Source organism: Symploca atlantica LB2515, from assembly GCF_052546295.1.
The window spans coordinates 4,347,270-4,368,144 of sequence record NZ_JBQWMT010000001.1 but is presented as its reverse complement, the minus strand read 5'-3'; the positions used below and the strand labels follow the sequence as shown (position 1 = coordinate 4,368,144).

Sequence of the window (20,875 nt, the reverse complement as noted above, 5' to 3'; positions counted from 1 at the left end):
AGTTGGGCAAGTTTCAGTCCTTGGCACGGCAAATGCCAAAGACGGAAGTGTAGCCATGCAGAAAAGTAGCGCCCCCCACTGGGCCGATTTCTCCATTACAGAAGAAACCGCACAACGGAATATCTTTCAGGTAGCGACGCAAGAGTTGGGAATCAAAATCAGGTTCTCCGTATAGTCCTTGACCTCGCCCTAAACAGGAAAACATCAAAGCACCAGCAGCATCTGTAGCCTGAGCAGCTTTTTTTTGATAATCCTGCAACAGTAATTCCAAGTCCTCGGCTGAAGTACGAGCATCCCGCAGATGGAACTGAAGCCGCTGACCCGGTCTAACCCGATCGCCAATCGCGATCGCACCAAGCCTCGGATCTACTCCCAAGAGATTACGGATCAGAAAGTCTCCATGACCTAACTGCTGTTTAAACTCATCTCTAGCAAGACCAATAAACAGCGAGTTTTGTGCTAGCTGCCGATCTTCTTCGCTTAGTTCTTGAATTAAATCTCGCAGCACTACTAAAGGCTGCTGTGACGGAGATTGGTCAGTCGTCATCTGATTGCTATCCTGCGCGGCTAACTCTAGCAGCACGTTCTTCTCTCCTTTCGTTACCTGATAAATAGGGCCGATGGGACGACAGCCTTGTGCGACGATTGTTTCTAAAACAATATTTCCACTTAAGGCAACGCCCACGGTTCCCTCCCGGTAGAGAGAACTCGCTTGTGGCTGCTCTTGTGAGAGATAAAACAAGCCACTGGGAAGTCCCATCGCACCACCGCTGGCTAATCCTCCAACCTTGATGGAGTCAGGATAAGCAAAATCTAAGCCTTTGAGTAAGTCATTGACTCCCGGTGAAAAGGGGTCAGATAGCAGGATAAATTGAGGTTGCTCTTGGGGTGAGACGCCAATTAATTTGACCCAAGCTTCTGGAGGACTATCAAGGTCAGGTAAGTCATCTGGTCTAATGTAAAAGCTACAGACCTTGACATCAGGCAAATGGGCTAAACTGAGCATCAAGGCTGGCTCTTGTTCAACCTCTTGCGCTTCTCCTTGGGCGCTCATCCCAATAATGCCACCCCCTCCACAGCCAATGAGTACTGGTATCGATAAGTATTGCTTGAGTAGGGGAATAACGCGAGTATATTCACTAGCGTAGGCAGACGAGATGAATAACAGCCCAAAATCAACAGGCATTGACAAAGATTGTTGGGCACGCTCCACTACTTCCTTGATTGCTGCCTCCAAAGACGGACGGGTTGATAAGGCATTTGCCCACTTCATTGGATTAGCCATTAGTTTTACTGAATTCATCAATATAGGAGCCTGGGGAGCAAGATATCCTGCTTCTTATAGGCAAGAAGGGATGCTCCCTGAGTTTGATAAAGTTGAGCCGTTCGCATCAAGAAAGGCTTTGAAGGCACCACTAACTTTCTGTAGAAATTGCTTTGTTTAATTAGTACAGAGTTTAATTATTACTGAGCTTACGCCTTTCTACAGGCTACGACCATACTGGTCAAACGCTCAAGAAATCGTAACGCTAATCTAGACAGTAGATTATTTGCCAATTTTGGTTCCTATAAGCTGAGTGTACTTGTGAGTAAGGTTTTTCTAACAACGATACTGGCCTGTACTGGTACTTAGGGGAGCGGTCAATATTGAAGACCCATAATAACGCAATGCCGATGCTACAAAGGTCAGCCACTAGACCAATTTGCCACCTCTGAGCTATATGTAGTAGCTAGGGTTAACGACTAATCCTTCACATAAGTTAATATGTAGTTATAAACATCGCGTCATATCTGTGTAAACTTACCAGCAGTAGACTAGGATTGACAAAATCTTAAAAAATCAAGGACAATCTCCTGATTAAAATACTGTTTGGTGATAATACAAAGTTGGCGCGGGAATATCGAATCCCTCGACAGGATTTAGATTAGGAGTGCCACTCAAATAGTTAATAGCCGGAAGCGACTAACGGTAGAATCGACCTAAAAATAACACAGGTCGGGCCTCATTTACTTCTCAGCCTTAGTTTTGCTACAGGTTAAGAGATACAGAGCGTCTCAAACGCTTCAGAGGTTCTAAGTAGTGGCTAGTGACAATAAGAGATTCCACTGATTAGGAAAAAGTAAAGCAATGAGTGATATTCAAGAGAAAATCGAACAAGAACGCGATCAAGCCAGGGTAGTTTGCGATGCTCAAGGCGCAGCCTCCGGTGAATGCGCGGCAGCATGGGATGTAGTGGAAGAACTACAAGCTGAGGCAGCACATCAACAACAAAAACGCCCCAAGAAAAATTCCCTTGAGCAGTATTGCGACGATAACCCCGAAGCAGCTGAATGCCGGGTTTACGACGACTAAAGTTAACAAAAACATAGGATTTGGGGCGATAGCCCCTATCCTAACCAGTCTTTTGAGAAAGAAAACAATACATTTAAACTATCAAGAGGCAGACTTAAAAACAATCAGCCTTCTCGTTTACAAATTAGCTGAGCAGCTAGAAACTAATCTATAAAGTTTTCTAGCTGCTTTTTTATATAGCTTGTGCTTCTTTCCTTAGCGCCACTGCTAACATAATAAATCTAGAGGGAATGGCACGCGTCTTGCCACCACTGCAATAACATAGATAAAGATCATTTCGGCAATGAGCAATGCAAGATGAAATCCTTCGAGCACTAGTCTGGACAGACTACCGATTAGCAGTTTTATTTACAGCCATCATCCCTTTAACTCTGCTTATTTGGGCTTTTGTTCGGAAGGCGGATGCGATAGTGCGCCTTCTGATTATTTACTGGCGCGTCGCTAGTCTGTTGGCAATTACGGTTTATCTCTTGATTGCCGGTTGGCCAGTTGGTTTTGTTTCTAGCTTCTGTGCCAAAGTCCTGATTCCTGTCTCTCTTTGGTTTTGGGTTGATGTGAATGAAGATATTGATGATCAGCCACAGCGCCCCTTAAAGCTAGCACTAACCTCTTGGCGCTGGGCAGTTACTGTTTACTGTGGGCTGGGTGCTGTATTGACCATTCCCTTTCTGCGTTGTGCGTTTATTAACGGGTTAGCCAGCACTACCTTTTGTCAGGTTTGGATGGATCCACCCTTATTGTTCAAACAATATTTTCACTCAGGTTCTACACCAGAATTCTTGGGTTTTATGGGCATAGTAGGGTTAGTGCTTTACGTTCTTTATTTGAGCTATTTTGTCCTGATTCGATTGGGTAAACAAGGGCGTTCAGCCATGGAACAGTAGAATAAGTTATCGGTAACGGATCAAACACAAACAATAAACAATCATGATTAATTCTCTCCTGCAGCGCCTAGAAAAATATACAATGAAGCGTCCACAGGAAGTCCTGATTGTCACTGCTGAGATTGCTGGTGAAGAAGATCAAATTGCTATTTACAAAGGCTTTTCCAGTTCTTTAATGCGACCGACATCTTTTGATATTGATGTCCCTGTATTGCCGTTAGAGGCAAAAATAATTAGTATAGATAGAGTAGCTAGTCCCTACAATCCTGAGAATCCTCGTTATCTTCAGCAAGGTCTTTCTTGGGAGACAGCAGAACAATTATTATCAGATTCTGGTATCTAAAATTAACTGCTCTTGACGCCATTAGCAATTAATGAACTTAATTACCTGAAGCTTTGGCACCACAGGCGGTTCATTAGTAGGTTTACCAAGTAAATAGTACTGATAATAATTCAGCGATTAATGCTTTCGAGAATCTATTTGTGGTAAATATCAAGATGACAAACCGGGCTAAAAAATAGTTGTGCAGTAAGCTGACTAGGCAAACCGATAAATATTAAGTAAGTGCGCTAAACAGCCAATCAATTGTTCCTGGAAAAGCTTACTGGAAGTAGGATTTTGAAAAATAAATAGCCCTAACCTTTTAATTGCTTTGATAGTCAGTTAAATTAAATGCTGGCTGTTTTTCTAATTTGGCTCATGAGTAATCGCAACTATCCTCATACTTTTTGCAGATATATTTGTCTCTAGTGAAGATGTTTGTAGAAGAAAGTGTTATCCTCCAGGGTGAGTGTGTTGTGTGAGGAAACTCCATTTATGGTTACATCCCCTGTCAGGACTCAGGGTTTCCGTCGCTCCGAGCGATTGCACTGGCCTCAGCAGAAATCTCCTCCTAATGTTAGTCTTTTTGCTTTGCCATTAGTACTACCAGCAACCCATTTGTTTGGCACAGATGGCATTCGAGGCAAAGCGGGAGATTTCCTCAGTGCTGATTTAGCGTTACACGTTGGTTTCTGGGCCGGTAAGGTGTTACTTTCCTTGGCATCAGTGCCTGGCCCAGTAATTTTAGGACAGGATTCGCGAAACTCCAGCGATATGCTGGCAATGGCTCTGAGTGAGGGTCTGACATTAGCTGGGTTGGAAGTATGGAACCTTGGTCTATGTCCAACTCCGAGCGTCGCCTATCTCACTGGTATCACGGATGCTGTTGGCGGGGTAATGATTTCCGCTAGTCATAATCCTCCAGAGGATAATGGCATCAAATTTTTTAGCTCAGAAGGAACCAAGTTACCGTCAGCGTTGCAAAAGCAGATTGAAGCTGGCTTGAGAGCTCAGAGAGGACCTGCTATTCTCAGCCAAGTTCAAGGAGAATCTTACCAGAGACCAGAGCTGCTCCAAGGTTATGTTCAGTCACTGTGGCGTCCCCTGCAATCCGTTGATCTACAAGGAATGCGGATTGTTCTGGATTTGGCTTGGGGAGCTTGTGTGCAACTGGCTGAGCAAGTGTTTGCCCAGTTGGGAGCAGAAGTTATCTGCCTGCACGATCAACCGGATGGCGATCGCATTAACGTCAATTGCGGCTCTACTCACCTCGATTCCCTCAAACAGGCAGTGCACCAGCATTCAGCCGATATGGGATTTGCCTTTGATGGCGATGCCGACCGCGTGATGGCCGTAGATGCTCAAGGTCGTGTTGTTGATGGAGATTACATTCTCTATTTCTGGGGTCAAAGTCTACGACAAGCTCAGAAGTTACCTGGAGATTTGATTGTGGCAACAGTCATGGCAAATTTAGGGTTTGAGCGAGCTTGGCAGCAGTTGGGCGGTAAATTGGTACGGACAAAGGTGGGCGACCAGTATGTGCAAGAAGAAATGCTGAGCAGCAAAGCAATGCTAGGTGGCGAACAATCGGGACATATCCTCTCCCACCACTACAGCCTTACTGGTGACGGCATGCTGACAGCCCTGCATCTGGCATCTTTAGTACGTCAGTCAGGTTTTTCTTTAGCTGAGTTAGTAGACCAAAGCTTCCAGACTTACCCACAGTTGTTGCGCAACGTCCGAGTAGAAGACCGTGAACGTCGCTTAAACTGGCAAGAATGCGATGCTCTCAACAATGCGATCGCACTTGCTCAGGCAGCAATGGGAGACCAAGGAAGGATACTAGTCCGCGCTTCTGGTACAGAACCCGTGATCCGCGTCATGGTAGAAGCAGCAGATACCGAAGTTGCTGAGTACTGGACTTCAGAGCTGGTTTCGGCTGTTAAGCAACATTTAGCAGTAGCTTAAGGCAAAGACCATTTCGCGAAACCTCTTTCGTAGAATTAATACCTGATCATGCCGGTGGGAGTAAACTATTTTGGTTGCTCCTACCGACTTAACTTATTTTTTCGGCTAAAACTGGAGAGAAGTAACAGACTAGAGTCGATCACTCTGACTCCAGAATGCCACGCTTAAACTCGAAATTAAAGCGCAAATCAAAAAAGCAGTCTAGAACTGAAGTTTCAGATCTTAGTCTCAAGGAACAACTAGCTCAAAAACGTAAGGCAAAAAGAGAGCGGCAACAAGTCATTCTCTTACTTACCATGACGGTATTTTTGGCAACCGTCGTTGGTTTGGCAATGGCTTTACTCAGCACTCCCAAGATTGGTGTAGCCGCAGCAGCAGGAATCTCTAGCCTGCTCCTTGCCTATAAGTATCCCCGAAAGGCACTTTGGGCTTTCTTAATCTACCTACCGTTTGCTGGCACCTTAACTTATGTAATTGGTAACAGTCCTCTGCTCCAACTAGCTAAAGACGGGCTATATATTCCAGCGCTAATTGGTCTATTCCAAGAGTACCAAAGCAAAAAGCTACCCTTTGTAATTCCCAAAAAACTTCAGCCATCCCTAGTAATTTTATTCGGCTCCTGCTTGCTGACACTCCTGATAGTTAACGGTTCTCAGCAATTAGCTCCAGAGTGTGTTCAGCTATTACAAGTCACAAAAAGTACAGTATGCAAAGGCGAAAATGATCAACCCATCCTCATGGGAATTTTGGGTTTCAAGATTTTTTTGGGGTATATTCCCTTAATCTTTTGTGCATACCATTTAATCCGCAGTAAAGAAGAGTTAGTTTTCACCTCGCGTCTACTTACGGTTCTCGCCATTATTTGCTGTGGCCTTGGTTTTATGCAGTACCTAATGCTCAAAACTGGTACTTGCGCTGGCACCGATCAATTCTCAGGAGCAGAATTATTTAAGGCGAGCCTAGAAGCTAGATGCTTTGTTGGAGGCTCTTTACTATACAGTCCCTCACAGGGTTTAATTCGCTTACCAGGAACCTTTGTCTCTCCATGGCACTGGGGCTGGTTCTTAATTGCTAATGCCTTTTTTACCTACGCTACGGCTTTTAGCGATCCCCTACCACGCTGGCGAACTTTGGGCTTAGTCGGCATGGCTTCCGTGTTTATTATGTCCGTGATCTCTGGTCAAAGGGTGGCAACGGTTTTGGTTCCCATCACTACTGGGATTATGCTGATTTTGACAGGTCAAGTTGCCAACCTCAAACGGTTCTTACCAATTGGAGTGGGATTAGGGCTAGTTTTAGGGGGGGCAGTAGTGACCTATCCTGAAGTAGTTCAGGAGCGTTGGCAGAGTCTGGTTAGTCGCTGGGAAGCTTCACCACCCCAGCAAATGATCCTCGATCAGTTTGAATTTACCTTGAAGAACCTCAACGGCTCATTATTTGGTCTAGGATTAGGACGAGCGACAAACTCGGCCCGAGCACTTGGTGATGTTACTTTGATAGAAACTTGGTTTCCCAAAGTAATGCATGAAGTTGGTCTACTCGGATTAACTGCATTCCTCATTGTTGTTACTACCTTAACGGTTTTGACATTCAAAGCTTACCGCTCGGTTCGAGACAAGAATTTAAGGATTATGGGGGCCAGTTTCTGGGTTTTTGTCTTGTTTATTAGCTATCAAACTTACTGGTATCCCCTGGATACGGATCCAGTGGCGGTTTATTATTGGTTTTTGGCTGGTGTTATTCTCAAATTGCCAGAAATAGATCAGCAGGAGTTGGAAAAACCCAAACTTACTCAGGAAAATGCTCCTAGAAGCAAAAGCAAGCGCCGCAAAAGAGCATCCAGAAAGCGAATTTTCGCTTAGAGCATCTTGCTATTTAGAGGCGATCGCATCTTTTTTCATCATCCCACTGCAAACTCAGTAAATTGTCTTTTGAAGGGAGAGTGAAATGCTAAAACAATATCTCCTTTGGGTACTCCTCGCTCTATCAGTTCATTAGCAATACCGCCTTCTGTACCATCATGCTGAATCCAGATTTTTTCGTTCTTGATATCCAGATGTAAAATGCAGCCATAGACGCGGCGTTTATTTGACCAGCCGACATGAACGACTTGGTAGCGATCGTGTACCGTATCGAAGATTGCTTCAGCTTCAACCTCTTCATTACTAGATTTAATCTGGCTATAAGCCTGTAACAATTCCTGAATTAGTTGTCGATAGTGTTCTACTTTTTCCATAGCACGATAACCTCTGCTGCGGGTTCATAAACGATTAGATGAACTTGATAGCGTTCGATCAATAATCGTGGTAGCTCTAGAGTAAAGAAAGAGTCATAAGCATCGACCGGAATCGCTAGGTAGAGTAGGCGATCGGGTTGAGTTTGTTCTAATGCGAGTTGATATTTGAGAAATTGCCCTAGTGCAGCGTTAAATTCTGTTGTGGCAGAAGGTGCCAGAAAACTTTTGATTTCAACCGCAATTTTTTCTTCCCCTCGTTCGGCTGCTAAAATTTGCTCTGCACCCAAATCGATATACATTTCAATGCCACCAAAGCGGAGGAAGAATGGATCGTCGGTGATAATCCAGCCCTCTTTTTCGAGGGCACGTCGGACTGCATCATGGAAAAGGTCTTTTGCCATTGGTTCTAGTCCTCCACTGCCCCAAGTGCTTTCAGCGTTGCTTTCTCTTGTGTTTCATCGCTTACTGGCATTGAGAACTGTTAGCCCCACGATTTCATTATCATCGTCATAGCGAATCACGATATCATTATCTGTCAGTTCGCTATCACTGGCAGATTTGGGTGGACTGTAGAAGTCAATGTAAAGAACATCAGCTTCTGAGTCATAAAGCAGCAGAAATGGGCGCTTGGGTAAGTCATGTAAAACAGGCAAGAACTTGAGATATTCCTGCGCTTCTTGAAAATTGGCTATGGCCATAGTTGCTGCCTCCGGTTGAGAGAGTTGATTCTGCGAGTCGGAAATGCGGTAATCACAAAGCCATCATCATTTTCTTCTCGATAAACAACAACTAGCCATCGACCAGGTTTTAATTCCCGCAATGCTATTAGGGTACCTTCGTTACCTGCAAGTATGCGATCGGGATTAGAGATGGTTTCGAGAACAAATTGCTATTTATCCACTAAAACGTTGTGCCGTTCAACAATATGCTCCCAGCGTTCATCTGGCAGTCGAATAGTAATACCATTTCGGGAAGTGGCGATCATGTTCCTGCTTCCATTTCTTCAATCGCCCCCAGTGCTTTGAGCGTTGCTTTCTCGGCTTCTGTTAAGCCTTTTACTCCGGTGATGTTCATGCCTTCGTAAGGGCGATCAGGTATCAAAGTCTTAAAGCATTTACCTGTCTCGGTACTCCAAAGCTTAATGGTTCCATCTTCACTACCACTCGCTAGAGTTGGTTCATTAGGTTTAAATGCAAGTGACACTACCCAATTTGCATGGCCTTCCAAAGTTTTAAGACAGCTACCTGTACGAATATCCCATAATTTGATTGTTCGGTCGTAGCTGCAACTTGCTAAAAGCCAACCATTAGAATTAAAGGCAACTGCCCTGACTTGGTTATTATGTCCTTCTAAAGTCGTAAGACATTCACCAGTGTTGCAATTCCAAAGTTTCACGGTTCCATCACCACTGCTACTTACCAGAAGTTGACCATCAGGAGTGAAGGCAACAGACCATATTCGATCACTATGTCCTTGCAAGCTTCTAAAGCAGCTACCAGTGCTAAGATCCCAAAGGTTGATTGTCTTGTCATCACTGCCGCTAGCTAAAATTCGACCATTAGGGCTTAGTGCAATGGATTTTACCCAGCCAGTGTGCTGATCTAAAGTTTGTAGGCAAGCTCCAGTAGCAATATCCCACAGCTTAATTGTATTATCGTAACAACTAGCTAAAAATTGGTTATCAAGACTGAAAACAACTGGCAGTGTCCAACTACCATGTCCTTGGAATGTTCTGAAACATTGACCAGTGTTGATATCCCAAAGTTTTATGGTTTTGTCTGCGCTTCCTGTAGCTAAAACTTTCCCATCCAAACTAAAAGCTACGCATGATGCCCAGTCGTCATGTCCTAATAAAGTCTTAAAGTTTTTGCTCGTATGAACATCCCATAACCTTATTATTCCGTCATCACTCCCACTAGCCAAAGTTCGACCATCAGGAGTAAAAGCAACAGATAGTATCAGATGATGATAGCCCTGCAAGATCCTCACACACAGTCCAGTGTGGACATCCCATAGTCTTACGGTTTGGTCGTCTCCACTACTAGCTATAAATTGATCTGTAGGGTCAAAACTAACTGAACGTACCAATGAAGTATGTCCTGGTAGAATTTTAAGACATTCTTTGCTGCGAACATTCCAAATCCTTACTGTTTGCTCAAAGCCACCACTGGCTAATGTTTGACCATCTGCACTCAGAGAAATTGAGTTAAAATTATCACCATCCCCTTGTAAAATTTCTAAACACTTTCCAGTGTCAACCTCCCAGAAGCGAAATGTTTTATCACGACTAGCACTGATTAAAGTCTTACCATCAGGACTGAAAGTGATTGAATTTATTGAATCTGTGTGTCCCTTTAGAACCTTTAAACATTCTCCAGTATTGGTATCCCATAATCGTACAGTTTGGTCTAAAAAACCACTACAGCTAGCTAGAATTTTGTTGTCAGGGCTGAAAATAACTGTATGAATTGTATCAGAATGTCCTTGTAAGACCTTTAAACATTCGCCAGTATTGATATGCCACACTCGAAGAGTGTGATCAGCACTACCACTAACTAACATCTGACTATCAGAACTTAAGGCGACTGAGCGAACCCAACTTCGATGTCCTTGAAAAGTTTTAAGACACTCCCCAGTTTGAATATTCCATAACTTAATCGTTCGGTCGTTACTGCCACTTACTAGAATTTGTCCATCCAGACCAAATGCAACTGATCGCACCCAATCAAGGTGTCCCCTAAATGACAAAAAGCTTTCGCCGTCCACAACTCTCCATATATGAATTTCGCCATTTGTATCTCCTGTAGCTAGGAATTTCCCGTTAGGACTGAACTTGACCGACAGCACAGTACCTAAAGGTTTGGTGAAGTTAGTTCCTTCAAGATTTGCCTCTAAAAGACTGGCATTGTGCAAAGTAGCATTGGAAAAATCAGCACCGAGAATAACACTATGACTAAGGTTTCTGCCATCTAGACCAGCTTTATTGAGTTTTATGACCAGGGTTGCGGCATTCCCCCCGACATAACCTACATCTTCTTTTGAATGATTTCGTGTTATTTCAATTGTTCTTATTAATGAATGTTCAGTTGAGGTAGTATCGAGAACTATCATTGGTAACAGTAGATCCATTACAACTTTGGTTAGTATTGTGTTCCCAAAGCCTGCACGTAACACATTTAATGTTTCCTGCTGAAACTTCATGAGCGGTGCAATTGGAATAATTTTTCCTGTTTGATTAACCTCAATTTGAAAATAAGACGACCAAGTGTAATCCTTTGGTTCTGCACTCGTATCCAAGTGCGATCGCATCTGTGCCAACTCCAAAAAATCAGGCGCTAACGCACCCAATTCAGCAGCAAACTTGTAGGCAACAAAGAACTCTAAAAGCGATCGATGGGCAGGCGTGTAATCACCATCGGCATTACGAATCAACATCGTTTGACCCATCATGTCATAATGCCAATGATCCAAGTCTTTCTCTTCCTGCACCATTGCCCCAAAAAGTTTGCGGATGCGATCTGGGAACAACCGATAATTCAAACTCATCTGCTCAGTAGACAGCATTTCCCACGACAACTCACATAGGAAATAGAGCTTATCTGCCAAAGAGGTAAAGGTGCGTTCTGCCTTGATGTCCCGTTCCATTTTGCGCCGCACCGCATACAGATACACCCGCGACATATCCACAGGTTTACCCGCTTCAATATCCGGTAAAGCTTCCAAAATCAACTCTGTCATCACTGGACGACGCGCTAAATCCAGTAGTTGAGAATTACTCATCACTTGCTCTACCGTTTCAGAGGTTGCCTGGAACGATAACACCTGCCGAATCTGCTCATCCGTGAACTTCTCCAGTTCCAGCACCTCAAACTGCGGCGTTTCCCCAGTTAAATTAGCAGTAGAAGCCTGCAACTCGGCATTCAACAATGCCCGTCCTTCTTTCGCCTCTGGGAAATGCTCAGTCCGACAAGTGAGGATGACTTTTGCCCCTGGTACTACTACCTTTGCCAGTTCCCAGAAGTTGTTAATCATCTGCTGCTTATCAACTTTGGCTGCCATCTCATCAAAGCCATCGAAAATTAGCAGCAACTTGCCCATGCGGTTGAGTTGGTCAAATACCTCGCTATTCAGGCGAATATTGTGTTGGGTGAAAAAGAAACCTGCCAGCACATTCTCTACATTCAAAGCTTTGGCATAGTCCCGCAGCGTAATGATCAACGGCAATCGGGGGCGTTGCGTACCCCGTTCTTTGGCTTCCTGATACCGCTTCAAGGCAACCCAGGCATAGTGAAAGGCAAACCACGTTTTACCCGTGCCGAATTCACCCAGCACAGAGATATGTTCCTTGGCTGAATCATCCAGCCAGCGATCGCAATACCCATCAATCCAATCATCTCGTTCATCATAGCGGCTGACCGTGATGCGTTGTTTCGTTACCGGATCGAGTTCCTCTTTGGTACAAGCCAGCGGTACATATTGGTTGGCAACCCCGCGCCTCTGGATTTCTGCCTCCAGCCACTCGATATAGCCGCTAAAATCAGCATCCAGATCCACCAGTTCATCAAAGGTGTAACAGTCTAGATGCCTGCTTTCAGGCTTTTCTACCTCATCCCGCGCTGCCCGACTAATCCGCCGTGCCGTTATCAGCCAGCCCTCATCGGCTTGTTGGACTTCAACGGCTTGCCGCAGCGCCATGACATCCCGCAAACCCGCTTCTCCTTCAATGCCGCGCACGAGAATGCGATCAAATCGATTGCGCCGTACTGGGATATTGATAATCCATTCAAAATAATCGTCTTCCCAGACTTCATACTTCTCAAAGCGATACCCTAATGTCTCAAACCAACCCCGCATTTGTTGAGCCAGAGCAAACACTCTACATTGCTTGGCAACACTAGCTTCAGAAGCTGGGAGTGTCAGTAAATCCTGCTCAACCAACCGTGCCATCTCGGTGCGTATGCCTTCCAGAGTGGGCAGGCGGTTCAGTCGCTCCTGCATCATACCAATCTGTCGATGCAGGGATTGGAGGCGCTGATTGGTCAGTACTTCCGCCGGGGTGCGCGTCCGCTTGGCAATCTCCATAAAGACGGCAGCAAACTCGTAAAACTCCCGACGCGCACTCATGCCCGACGCTTGCAGTTCATCTCCTAAAACATGTCCAGCTAGGAATTCTTCTCCTTCTTTGAGTAGGATGGCTGGATTGTTCCGATCCAGTGCTTTACGAAAAATCTGCTGAATCTCAGACTGGCGGAAAATTTCTAGAACGGGTTTGGGTTTGCCAATTCCGTACTCCACCAGGGCGTACTGATAGACTGCTGTAAAATCAGCAGGTGGATGATCTGGATCTAAGTTCAGCTTCTTGAGCAGTTTAATGACTATCTCATTGCGCTGAAGTTTGTCCTTAGCGATCGCAGTTCCAAACCCCAGAATGGCATCAACCAATCCACCCAGCTCAATCACAGTATGGCTCCTCTAGTCCGGCGTTCCCACCTTGCGCTTAATGCCATTATCCAGGCTCTTTCAATAGCCTGCAAATGCATAATTGCAGTGCGCTTCTGGTAATTTAGTAACCAAACGATAGCTTAAACAGCTTAAACAATTGTGGACTGGCCTTCGATTTCGGTAATTATCCCCACTTATGGACGGGAAGAAACATTGCGAGATACACTCGAAGATGTACTCAAGCAAGACTATCCTGCCTTTGAAATATTGGTGGTTGATCAAACTCCGCTCCACACAACTCAAATTCAAGCATATTTAGAGGGGCTAGTTCAAACTCATCGTATTAGCTGGTTTCGCCTTCAATGGGCTAGTTTACCGGGAGCGCGCAATTATGGGGTGCGGCGTGCTTCAGGGGAAATTATTCTGTTTATCGATGACGATGTTCAAATACCAGTTGGTTATCTAACAGCTCATGCTCGTAACTATCAAGAAAACGCTGCCATTGGAGCAGTTGCAGGACGAGTTTTTGATCGGATGAAACTGGCAGAAAAAAAGGTAATCGGAGATTCCTCTCCACTTCCCAGCTACACAGTAGAGTATTTGCCTCCGGAAGCCATGGATCCTGGTATTGCTTGGTACTATATTGACTTGGTACATACAGTAAAACCGCAGCGCGTCATCTCGGCTAGAGGCTGCAATATGTCATTTCGCCGCGAAATATTCAGCCAACATGGACTGCAATTTGATGAACGATTTCAAGGTAGTGCCGTACGAGAGGAATCAGATTTTTGCCTGCGATTACGCAGTACTGGTTACCAGATTTGGTATGACCCAGACGCCTATTTAGTGCATCTAGGCGAAGAAACTGGTGGCTGTCATGATATAAGTACGCGATCGCTTAAGTACCAACTAACCTTCTATCACAATCACTTCTGGATGGGCTTAAAAAACCTAACTCCTTTTGAGCAGCTACGCCTGTATCTTCGTCTATTTGATTGCCACGTTTTGGGTCATCCTCCTTGCAATAAAAGTGGCTCCCCAGTCAAAATTATCAGTCGTGCCTTTTTCTATAGCCTGGGCTTTTTTCAAGCACTTGTCACATGGCTTAAGTCCAATTGGGATGATGGTCAAATATACAGTCGGTTGGACAAATCAAGCCAGAGTTAAAGGTCTTAATTGGAATGTCGCTGACTTAAGAAGTAAACCCTTGAGTAGCTCTCACCTTGCGGCGGGGGCGTGGGGGATCGCAACGCCCCCACTGGGGGGTTTGGGGGGAAACCACCCAAGCAGGGTTTTTCTCAATGACAACTATTTTCACTTAAGTCAGTGCCATTCGTCTTAATTGCCAATCCACAACCCTGATCAGGATGAGAATTTTAGTTGCCAGCCATACTTATATTGTTGACCTCAACTGTGAGAAACTAAGAGCTTTAGCTCGCTTAGAATCCGATATAGAAGTGACTGTGGTTGTGCCACGTTACTGGCGTCCCGGTGGCGTCCAAAACAAGCTAATGGAAACTCAGCCGCATCAGGAAGGTTCCTTTCGGGTAGTGCCAATCTCCAACTTTAGTCAGAATAACCAAGGACTGCTCACCTTTGGTGCTGAGATTATTCCCCTGTTACGTCAATTGCGACCACAGATTATTCAAGTAGAACAAGGAGCTAAGGCATTAAGTTACGCCCAATTAATTACTCTCAATCGACTCTTGGGACTGAAGGCAAAAAATGTTTTTTTTACCTGGTGGAACTTACCTTACAACCTGAAATTCCCAGTATCTTGGCTAGAAGCTTATAACCTGCGCCACACTCACGGACTGATTGCTGGTAATCAAGATGGTGTGTCAGTACTGCGGCAGCATGGTTATCAAGGGTTAGTTAAAGTTATGCCCCAGTTAGGTGTAGATAAAAATCGCTTTTGTCCTCAACCACAGCCGGAATTAAAACGTCAGTTGGGAATTAAACCGGATGAGTTTGTTGTGGGATTTGTGGGACGATTTGTTGAAGAAAAAGGTTTACTAAATCTTGGTAAAGCTCTTGCCATTTTACAAGGGCGTCCTTGGAAGTGGCTGCTGCTAGGGCGTGGCCCCTTAGAGTCGGTATTGAGGGCAAAAGCTGTCGAGTGGGGCATCCAGGAGCAGATGATTTTTGTTGAAAGTGTACCCCACGAGGAGGTGCCGCGCTACATTAACTTGATGAATACTCTGGTGCTGCCTTCAGAAACAAACTATCAATTTAAGACCCTAACAGCTAGAGGTTGGAAAGAGCAGTTTGGTCATGTGTTGATTGAGGCAATGGCATCTCAAGTGCCAGTAATTGGTTCTGATTCTGGGGAAATTCCCCATGTGATTGCAGATGCTGGTTTGGTTTTTCCCGAAGGGGATGTAGCAGCTTTATGTAACTGCTTGGTGTCTTTGATGGAACAGCCTGAGTTAGCCAAGAAGCTGGCTGATTTGGGTTATCAAAGGGCAATGAGTCAATATACAAATCTGGCTTTAGCTAGGCAGCAATTGGATTTTTATCGGCAACTTTTGGGATGACAAGAATGCTCAAACCTTGTATGTGAAAGTTGACAAAAGTCTACAAAGTTTCTGGAATCAAGTTGAGGCGCACTGAAGGATGAAGGAAGTGCCACGCTAACCGTCAGACACATTTCCACCGCCTGAATATCACGCCTTAACAACTTTCATGAACCAACAACGCCACAGCCAAAGAGGTTATCACTGGGTAATCAACGCACTGTTAACCTGTCCCAATCAGAAAATAGAAATTTTGCGGGCTAACTGGGAGCTGATAGATGCAGGTTTTGTGCAGACGATAATGGAGGTAGCGATGCAGCGACAGCAGTGGGGTGACTGGAGTTCGGCTAATTGGTTACGAAATCTTGCCACTCAACTTGCTACAGGGATGGGTAGCTCTTTATCAAAAATACCCAAAGAATCTGAAGCTGATCGATTACTCTGGCAGGGGGAGCAACAATGTAAAGTCAGCCAGTTTAAGGCAGCATTTCAGTCTTACCAGCAGTCCCTAGTTCTCTACCGAGAAATAGGAAACCTACTAGGAGAAAGCGCAGCTCTAATAGGTTTAGGTATTGCTTACGACTTTTTTGGAGAATATCTGAAGGCGATTGATTGCTATGAGCAATCTTTAGACATTTTACGCAATATTGGCGGTAGTGTGGGGAAAGCGGGAGAAGGGACATGCTTGGGCAATCTTGGTAAGACTTACTCTTCCCTTGGAAAATACCACGAAGCCGTTGATTGCCAAAAAAAGTCATTAAAAATTGCACAAAAATTTAAAAATCACCATGCAGTAGCTACTGCTTTAGGAAATCTAGGTCATAACTTCTTCAGTTTAGGTCGATATGACAAGGCGATTGATTACCATCAGCAGCAACTTAAGCTAGTAAGAGAAATTATTCCTCGCCTCACTGAAGGAAAAGTCGATAATAATTTATTCTTAGGTTTACCTGAAGCAATCAATGACTTTAAGAAGGAAGAAATTAATGCTTTAGGAAGTCTGGGTCTTGTTTTTTACGCTATCGGACAAGAGAAGCAGGCGATGGATCATTATCAAGAATCTTTAGATATTGCACATAAGATTGAAGCCCGCTGTGAGGAAGCAAATAACTTAGCTAATATAGCTGCGGCTTATTGTAATTTTTCTGGTAAGTACGATGAGGCGATTAAGTACTTCAAGCAATCTCTGACTATTTACCAGGAACAGGAACTTGATAGCTTGTTTGGGAAAGCTTGTTCCCTGAGCGGTTTAGGTATGGTTTACAGAGCTAAAGGAAAATATAATCAGGCGCTAAAACATTATCAGCAAGCCCTGAGTATTGCAGAGCAGATTGGTACTCGTGCTTGGGAAGCTAACTATCTTGCCAATTTGGGCATGATTTGCAATTTACTAAGGCAGTACCCGCAGGCGATTGAATATGAACAGAAGGCTGTGACCATTGCTAAAGAGATTAGCGATCACCGAGAAGAGGGATTTACTCTGAATGAGTTAGGATTTGCTCTGCTTAACTATGGTTATGTAACACAAGCAGAAAATGCACTCCGTGATGCTATGGAGGTTAGAGAATCTCTTAGAGGCGGATTAAAAGATGCTCATAAAGTGTCACTGTTTGATACACAACTGGATACCTATAGCCTGTTGCAGCAAGCTCTTGCCCTACAACAGAAATTTGAAAATGCTCTGGAAATTGCTGAGCGTGGTCGTGCCCGTGCTTTTGCGGAGTTATTGTATGAGCGCGTATCTACTAATTTGGTAGGGGTAACTCATGACTTACCTGCCAAAGAGACTATTGATCCACCTAATCTTGAGGAAATTCAACAAATTGCCAAAGAGCAAAAAGCCACTATTGTTGAATATTCAATTATTAATTTAGACCACCTCTTTATTTGGGTCATCAAACCTACTGGTGAAATTACGTTTCACCCAGTCCACCTGCAACCCTTAAGGCAGGAACAAAACATCTCATTGTCAGACTTAGTTAGCCAATCTTGTGAATCCTTGGGTGTTAAAGAAGAGACACTACGCGGCGCTACACCCACAACCACCCAAGAGACTCTTCAACCCCTTAGATACATCAATGAACCCTTACGGCAACTGCATCAACTCCTAATAGAACCGATCGCAAACCTGCTCCCAACTGACCCCAACGCCCATGTTATCTTTATCCCCCAAGGAAGCCTATTCCTAGTTCCCTTCCCAGCACTGCAAGACGCTACGGGCAAATTCTTAATCGAACAACACACAATTCTGACTTCTCCCTCGATCCAAGTGCTGGAATTGACTCGAAAGCAACGACAACGGGTAGAAACGATTCATGAATTACCCCTACAAAGTCAGAATGCGTTAGTTGTAGGCAATCCAACAATGCCCACAATTCCCTTAATAGAACCGCCTCAACCATTAAACTCGCTACCTGGAGCCGAAGCAGAAGCTAATGCGATCGCATCTCTCCTCAACACCCAACCCATCATCGGCGAGAAAGCCACTAAAATCGATATCGTGCAACAGATGCCCAAAGCAAGACTGATTCATCTAGCAACACACGGGCTATTGGATGATATCAAGCAATTAGGTGTACCAGGTGCGATCGCATTAGCCCCCTCCGATAACGATAATGGCTTCCTCACGGCTGGCGAAATCCTAGAGATGAAACTCAATGCTGAACTGATCGTCCTGAGTGCCTGTAGTAGTGGTCAAGGCAAAATCACTGGCGATGGTGTAATCGGATTATCGCGTTCTTTATTTGCGGCTGGTGTTCCCAGTGTTATCGTCTCCCTTTGGTCTGTTGGGGATAAGTCAACCCAGTTTTTGATGACCGAGTTTTATCAAAATCTCCAGCATGGGATGACCAAAGCTCAATCCCTACGCCAAGCTATGCTTACAACAATGCAGCGATACCGCCGTCCCAAAAGTTGGGCTGCTTTTACTCTCATCGGGGAAGCCATCTGATATTTCTCACACGAGAAGCCACACCCTCTTTGCCAATTATCTCTAGAGTTTTACAATGACCTTCACCCCTGAAACTGCGCCGCCTGAAGTACTGATAGAAGCCTTTGTCGAGCTGTTATCAGATAAGTTTGTGTTTTCACCTGACTACGCCTTAGCCCTCAATGAACTGAGCGATAGCCTGTCAAATGACGCTAATGCGATCGCTCAACAGCTCAAAACTTGGTGTCAACAACGACCAGACATTATGGAGGCTTTAGAGGATGACCTAAACCAGAGAGGACAGTCTGGTTCTATTCCCTCTTCCGACAAACAGTATAAGGAATTGCTGCAAAACTCTATTCGGCAGAGTTTCCCCTCAGCTTCTTCACAGCAGTCTGGCTCCAATCCCTCAACAAAACAATCTGGCTCCAACCAATCAACCAATGACTGACTCTAAATCAGGGTGGTATTTGAAAGCCCCCTGCGTCACCCTCTATGCCTTTCATCTGCGTGACGAGATTTCCAAAGACCCCACACAAATTAATGCCAATCATCTGTGGGAAAAGTGTGTTGCATTAGGAGCAACAGATCAGCTCAACACTCCTGCACTTCGCTCCTTGCGGACACAACTACTCTGCTACGAGAAAGACGCCCCAGACGGCTACAATCCAGCGCTTGAAAAGGCAGACAATCTGCCCAATCTACCCTTGTTAAAGAAATCGCCTAGAACAGGTGAAGACCCCTTTTTGCGTTTCCCAGTAGTCACTGAACCTGGTACTCCTAACCTCAAAGGTGAAATTTATCCGCAAAGAATTCGCGATACCTATGCTGTAGATCTGACGCTACGTTACCTAGACACTGTAGAAATTGACTGCCTAAAGAACTTTAACCCAAAGAATTGCCTATTACCTAACAATATCCAAGCTTCCCTTGGTCAGACGCTGACCATTTTTGCCAACCCGACTTGTGGTATTGACGACTATGAAGCTATTGCTAATGAATGCGTTAAGGCTTTATTTCAAAATGCCAAGCCACCTTGCCTACAGTTAATCGCTTCCGGTCAACTCTTTGGCAGTCCCATGCTTGAATATGACACTAGTGAATATGACACTAGCAGCCTGAATCCACTTGAGCAATGTCATATCTTAGTGTGGCTACAGGGTCATCGAGTTTGGCCTAAGCGTCATCCCGATACTATGGCTCTCTCGGAGAAGGTCTATCACAACTTTTTGCAACTACTGTGTTGCCGCAGTAAAATCCTCTATGCCTATCATCAAGCTCGTCTGTGCAATCGTGAAGCGAGGAAGCTTTGTCGCGAGATAGAAAAGAGGGTCGAGGAATTTGGTCAGATGAAGGCCGAATCGGAAAATCCAGAGGAGCGAACAAAGCGTGTTGAGCAACTCAAGGCATGGCTGATCGAGATTCAGCAAACTGGATTCAAATACGCTCATCAATTGCGCGATATGGAAGACCACAAGACTGCGATCACTATCAACTCAGAAAACTATTGTTACTTGCTCAGCCAAATTCGCTACTACAGCCTACCAGAAGATGACTTAGATTTCCTAGAGAAATTTCTTAACCGCATCTGCAAGCACTTTCAAGAACAGATTCAAGTAGACTTGCGCTACCTCACCCCAACTCAAGCGCTATTCCAGCAGATGATTGACACGATTCGAGGTATTGTCGAGATTGAAGCTGAAGAACAAGCACAAATACGTGAGCAGCAGGACAAGGAACGCGATCGCAACCTACAAACTACAATTGCCGGAGTTGGTGCGGGTATCGGGTTTGCTGGACTTTTTGCTACATCATTTCCTTACCTCATCCCTCCAGATCCGAAAACTCCCAAAATTCCCATCCAACCACCTTTTACCTCTAGCTATCTCCATCCATTTATCCTCGTGTTGCTACTGAGTCTTTTTTGGGGTTTAGTCGGTGCAGGCATCGCAACGCTGGTCACAATGCGAATTTTGCCGCATAAAGATAAAAGAGCAAAACGTGAAGGCAGCACTCACAAGCAGCGTCTCAACTCTGGCATTACGGCGATTGTAGAACCACTGACAGGAGTACTGCAGAAAGCACAGTTTCCAACCAAACTACCAAGAAAATAGAATTGCTGAAAAGTTGAAGACAGCCGCGATCTGCGCTAAAAGTAGACTGCGCACTTCATCCCCACGCAAATACTTGACGATCACAAAATCTGAGCTGTGGTTAATTTTTCA

16 protein-coding genes are annotated in these 20,875 nt (G+C 44.7%); 10 read left to right on the top strand and 6 right to left on the bottom strand.

The window, feature by feature from the left end; genetic code table 11:
* Positions 1 to 13: 13 nt before the first annotated feature.
* The gene (locus tag ACT7WV_RS18165) at positions 14 to 1,285 is read right to left on the bottom strand and encodes an FIST signal transduction protein (protein ID WP_463424272.1); all 1,272 of its coding nucleotides are present in this window, start codon (positions 1,283 to 1,285) and stop codon (positions 14 to 16) included.
* A gap of 843 nt (positions 1,286 to 2,128) precedes the next feature.
* Here ACT7WV_RS18165 and ACT7WV_RS18160 point away from each other — a divergent pair.
* The 5 genes from ACT7WV_RS18160 to hpsL all read left to right on the top strand — a co-directional run bounded on the left by ACT7WV_RS18160 (position 2,129) and on the right by hpsL (position 7,389).
* The gene (locus tag ACT7WV_RS18160; RefSeq protein ID WP_445104231.1) at positions 2,129 to 2,353 is read left to right on the top strand and encodes a Calvin cycle protein CP12; all 225 of its coding nucleotides are present in this window, start codon (positions 2,129 to 2,131) and stop codon (positions 2,351 to 2,353) included.
* Between the two features lie 290 nt (positions 2,354 to 2,643).
* Positions 2,644 to 3,237, top strand: coding sequence for a DUF3177 family protein (locus tag ACT7WV_RS18155; RefSeq protein ID WP_445104230.1), 594 nt, complete (start codon positions 2,644 to 2,646; stop codon positions 3,235 to 3,237).
* Positions 3,238 to 3,280: 43 nt separating this feature from the next.
* Positions 3,281 to 3,580, top strand: coding sequence for a DUF7734 family protein (locus tag ACT7WV_RS18150; RefSeq protein WP_445104229.1), 300 nt, complete (start codon positions 3,281 to 3,283; stop codon positions 3,578 to 3,580).
* Between the two features lie 474 nt (positions 3,581 to 4,054).
* Positions 4,055 to 5,527, top strand: coding sequence for a phosphoglucosamine mutase (gene glmM / locus ACT7WV_RS18145; protein WP_445104228.1), 1,473 nt, complete (start codon positions 4,055 to 4,057; stop codon positions 5,525 to 5,527).
* Between the two features lie 155 nt (positions 5,528 to 5,682).
* Complete coding sequence (hpsL, locus tag ACT7WV_RS18140; RefSeq protein ID WP_445104227.1) at positions 5,683 to 7,389, top strand: hormogonium polysaccharide biosynthesis protein HpsL; 1,707 nt, start codon at positions 5,683 to 5,685, stop codon at positions 7,387 to 7,389.
* 38 nt (positions 7,390 to 7,427) lie between these two features.
* Here hpsL and ACT7WV_RS18135 read toward each other — a convergent pair whose 3' ends face one another.
* The 5 genes from ACT7WV_RS18135 to ACT7WV_RS18115 form a co-directional block, all read right to left on the bottom strand.
* Positions 7,428 to 7,763 (bottom strand): XisI protein, encoded by a 336-nt coding sequence (locus tag ACT7WV_RS18135; RefSeq protein ID WP_445104226.1) that lies wholly within the window; start codon positions 7,761 to 7,763, stop codon positions 7,428 to 7,430.
* On the bottom strand, positions 7,751 to 8,164 hold the full coding sequence (locus ACT7WV_RS18130) for an element excision factor XisH family protein (protein ID WP_445104225.1): 414 nt from the start codon (positions 8,162 to 8,164) through the stop codon (positions 7,751 to 7,753). The genes ACT7WV_RS18135 and ACT7WV_RS18130 overlap by 13 nt, the downstream gene beginning before the upstream one ends.
* A gap of 54 nt (positions 8,165 to 8,218) precedes the next feature.
* Positions 8,219 to 8,461, bottom strand: coding sequence for a DUF2283 domain-containing protein (locus ACT7WV_RS18125; RefSeq protein ID WP_445104224.1), 243 nt, complete (start codon positions 8,459 to 8,461; stop codon positions 8,219 to 8,221).
* Positions 8,452 to 8,583, bottom strand: coding sequence for a hypothetical protein (locus ACT7WV_RS18120; RefSeq protein WP_445104223.1), 132 nt, complete (start codon positions 8,581 to 8,583; stop codon positions 8,452 to 8,454). The genes ACT7WV_RS18125 and ACT7WV_RS18120 overlap by 10 nt, the downstream gene beginning before the upstream one ends.
* 161 nt (positions 8,584 to 8,744) lie before the next feature.
* Positions 8,745 to 13,223, bottom strand: a complete 4,479-nt coding sequence (locus ACT7WV_RS18115) for an NACHT and WD40 repeat domain-containing protein (protein ID WP_445104222.1) — start codon at positions 13,221 to 13,223, stop codon at positions 8,745 to 8,747.
* Positions 13,224 to 13,364: 141 nt separating this feature from the next.
* Here ACT7WV_RS18115 and hpsN point away from each other — a divergent pair, with 141 nt between their 5' ends.
* The 5 genes from hpsN (at position 13,365) to ACT7WV_RS18090 (ending at position 20,764) form a co-directional block, all read left to right on the top strand.
* Positions 13,365 to 14,372 carry a hormogonium polysaccharide biosynthesis glycosyltransferase HpsN gene (gene hpsN, locus ACT7WV_RS18110; protein ID WP_445104221.1) on the top strand — a complete coding sequence of 336 codons (1,008 nt, stop codon included), beginning with the start codon at positions 13,365 to 13,367 and terminating at the stop codon, positions 14,370 to 14,372.
* A 200-nt stretch (positions 14,373 to 14,572) separates the two neighbouring features.
* Positions 14,573 to 15,742 (top strand): hormogonium polysaccharide biosynthesis glycosyltransferase HpsO, encoded by a 1,170-nt coding sequence (gene hpsO, locus ACT7WV_RS18105; RefSeq protein WP_445104220.1) that lies wholly within the window; start codon positions 14,573 to 14,575, stop codon positions 15,740 to 15,742.
* 148 nt (positions 15,743 to 15,890) lie between these two features.
* Positions 15,891 to 18,671 (top strand): CHAT domain-containing protein, encoded by a 2,781-nt coding sequence (locus ACT7WV_RS18100; protein ID WP_445104219.1) that lies wholly within the window; start codon positions 15,891 to 15,893, stop codon positions 18,669 to 18,671.
* 55 nt (positions 18,672 to 18,726) lie between these two features.
* Positions 18,727 to 19,101 (top strand): hypothetical protein, encoded by a 375-nt coding sequence (locus tag ACT7WV_RS18095; RefSeq protein ID WP_445104218.1) that lies wholly within the window; start codon positions 18,727 to 18,729, stop codon positions 19,099 to 19,101.
* Positions 19,094 to 20,764 carry a hypothetical protein gene (locus ACT7WV_RS18090; RefSeq protein WP_445104217.1) on the top strand — a complete coding sequence of 557 codons (1,671 nt, stop codon included), beginning with the start codon at positions 19,094 to 19,096 and terminating at the stop codon, positions 20,762 to 20,764. The genes ACT7WV_RS18095 and ACT7WV_RS18090 overlap by 8 nt, the downstream gene beginning before the upstream one ends.
* The last annotated feature ends 111 nt before the right edge of the window (positions 20,765 to 20,875 follow it).

Coding starts and splice junctions, on each gene's coding strand:
- ACT7WV_RS18165 (WP_463424272.1), bottom strand. CDS start 1,285: ATGGCTAATCCAATGAAGTGGGCAAATGCCTTATCAACCCGTCCGTCT.
- ACT7WV_RS18160 (WP_445104231.1), top strand. CDS start 2,129: ATGAGTGATATTCAAGAGAAAATCGAACAAGAACGCGATCAAGCCAGG.
- ACT7WV_RS18155 (WP_445104230.1), top strand. CDS start 2,644: ATGCAAGATGAAATCCTTCGAGCACTAGTCTGGACAGACTACCGATTA.
- ACT7WV_RS18150 (WP_445104229.1), top strand. CDS start 3,281: ATGATTAATTCTCTCCTGCAGCGCCTAGAAAAATATACAATGAAGCGT.
- glmM (WP_445104228.1), top strand. CDS start 4,055: ATGGTTACATCCCCTGTCAGGACTCAGGGTTTCCGTCGCTCCGAGCGA.
- hpsL (WP_445104227.1), top strand. CDS start 5,683: ATGCCACGCTTAAACTCGAAATTAAAGCGCAAATCAAAAAAGCAGTCT.
- ACT7WV_RS18135 (WP_445104226.1), bottom strand. CDS start 7,763: ATGGAAAAAGTAGAACACTATCGACAACTAATTCAGGAATTGTTACAG.
- ACT7WV_RS18130 (WP_445104225.1), bottom strand. CDS start 8,164: ATGGCAAAAGACCTTTTCCATGATGCAGTCCGACGTGCCCTCGAAAAA.
- ACT7WV_RS18125 (WP_445104224.1), bottom strand. CDS start 8,461: ATGGCCATAGCCAATTTTCAAGAAGCGCAGGAATATCTCAAGTTCTTG.
- hpsO (WP_445104220.1), top strand. CDS start 14,573: ATGAGAATTTTAGTTGCCAGCCATACTTATATTGTTGACCTCAACTGT.
- ACT7WV_RS18100 (WP_445104219.1), top strand. CDS start 15,891: ATGAACCAACAACGCCACAGCCAAAGAGGTTATCACTGGGTAATCAAC.
- ACT7WV_RS18095 (WP_445104218.1), top strand. CDS start 18,727: ATGACCTTCACCCCTGAAACTGCGCCGCCTGAAGTACTGATAGAAGCC.
- ACT7WV_RS18090 (WP_445104217.1), top strand. CDS start 19,094: ATGACTGACTCTAAATCAGGGTGGTATTTGAAAGCCCCCTGCGTCACC.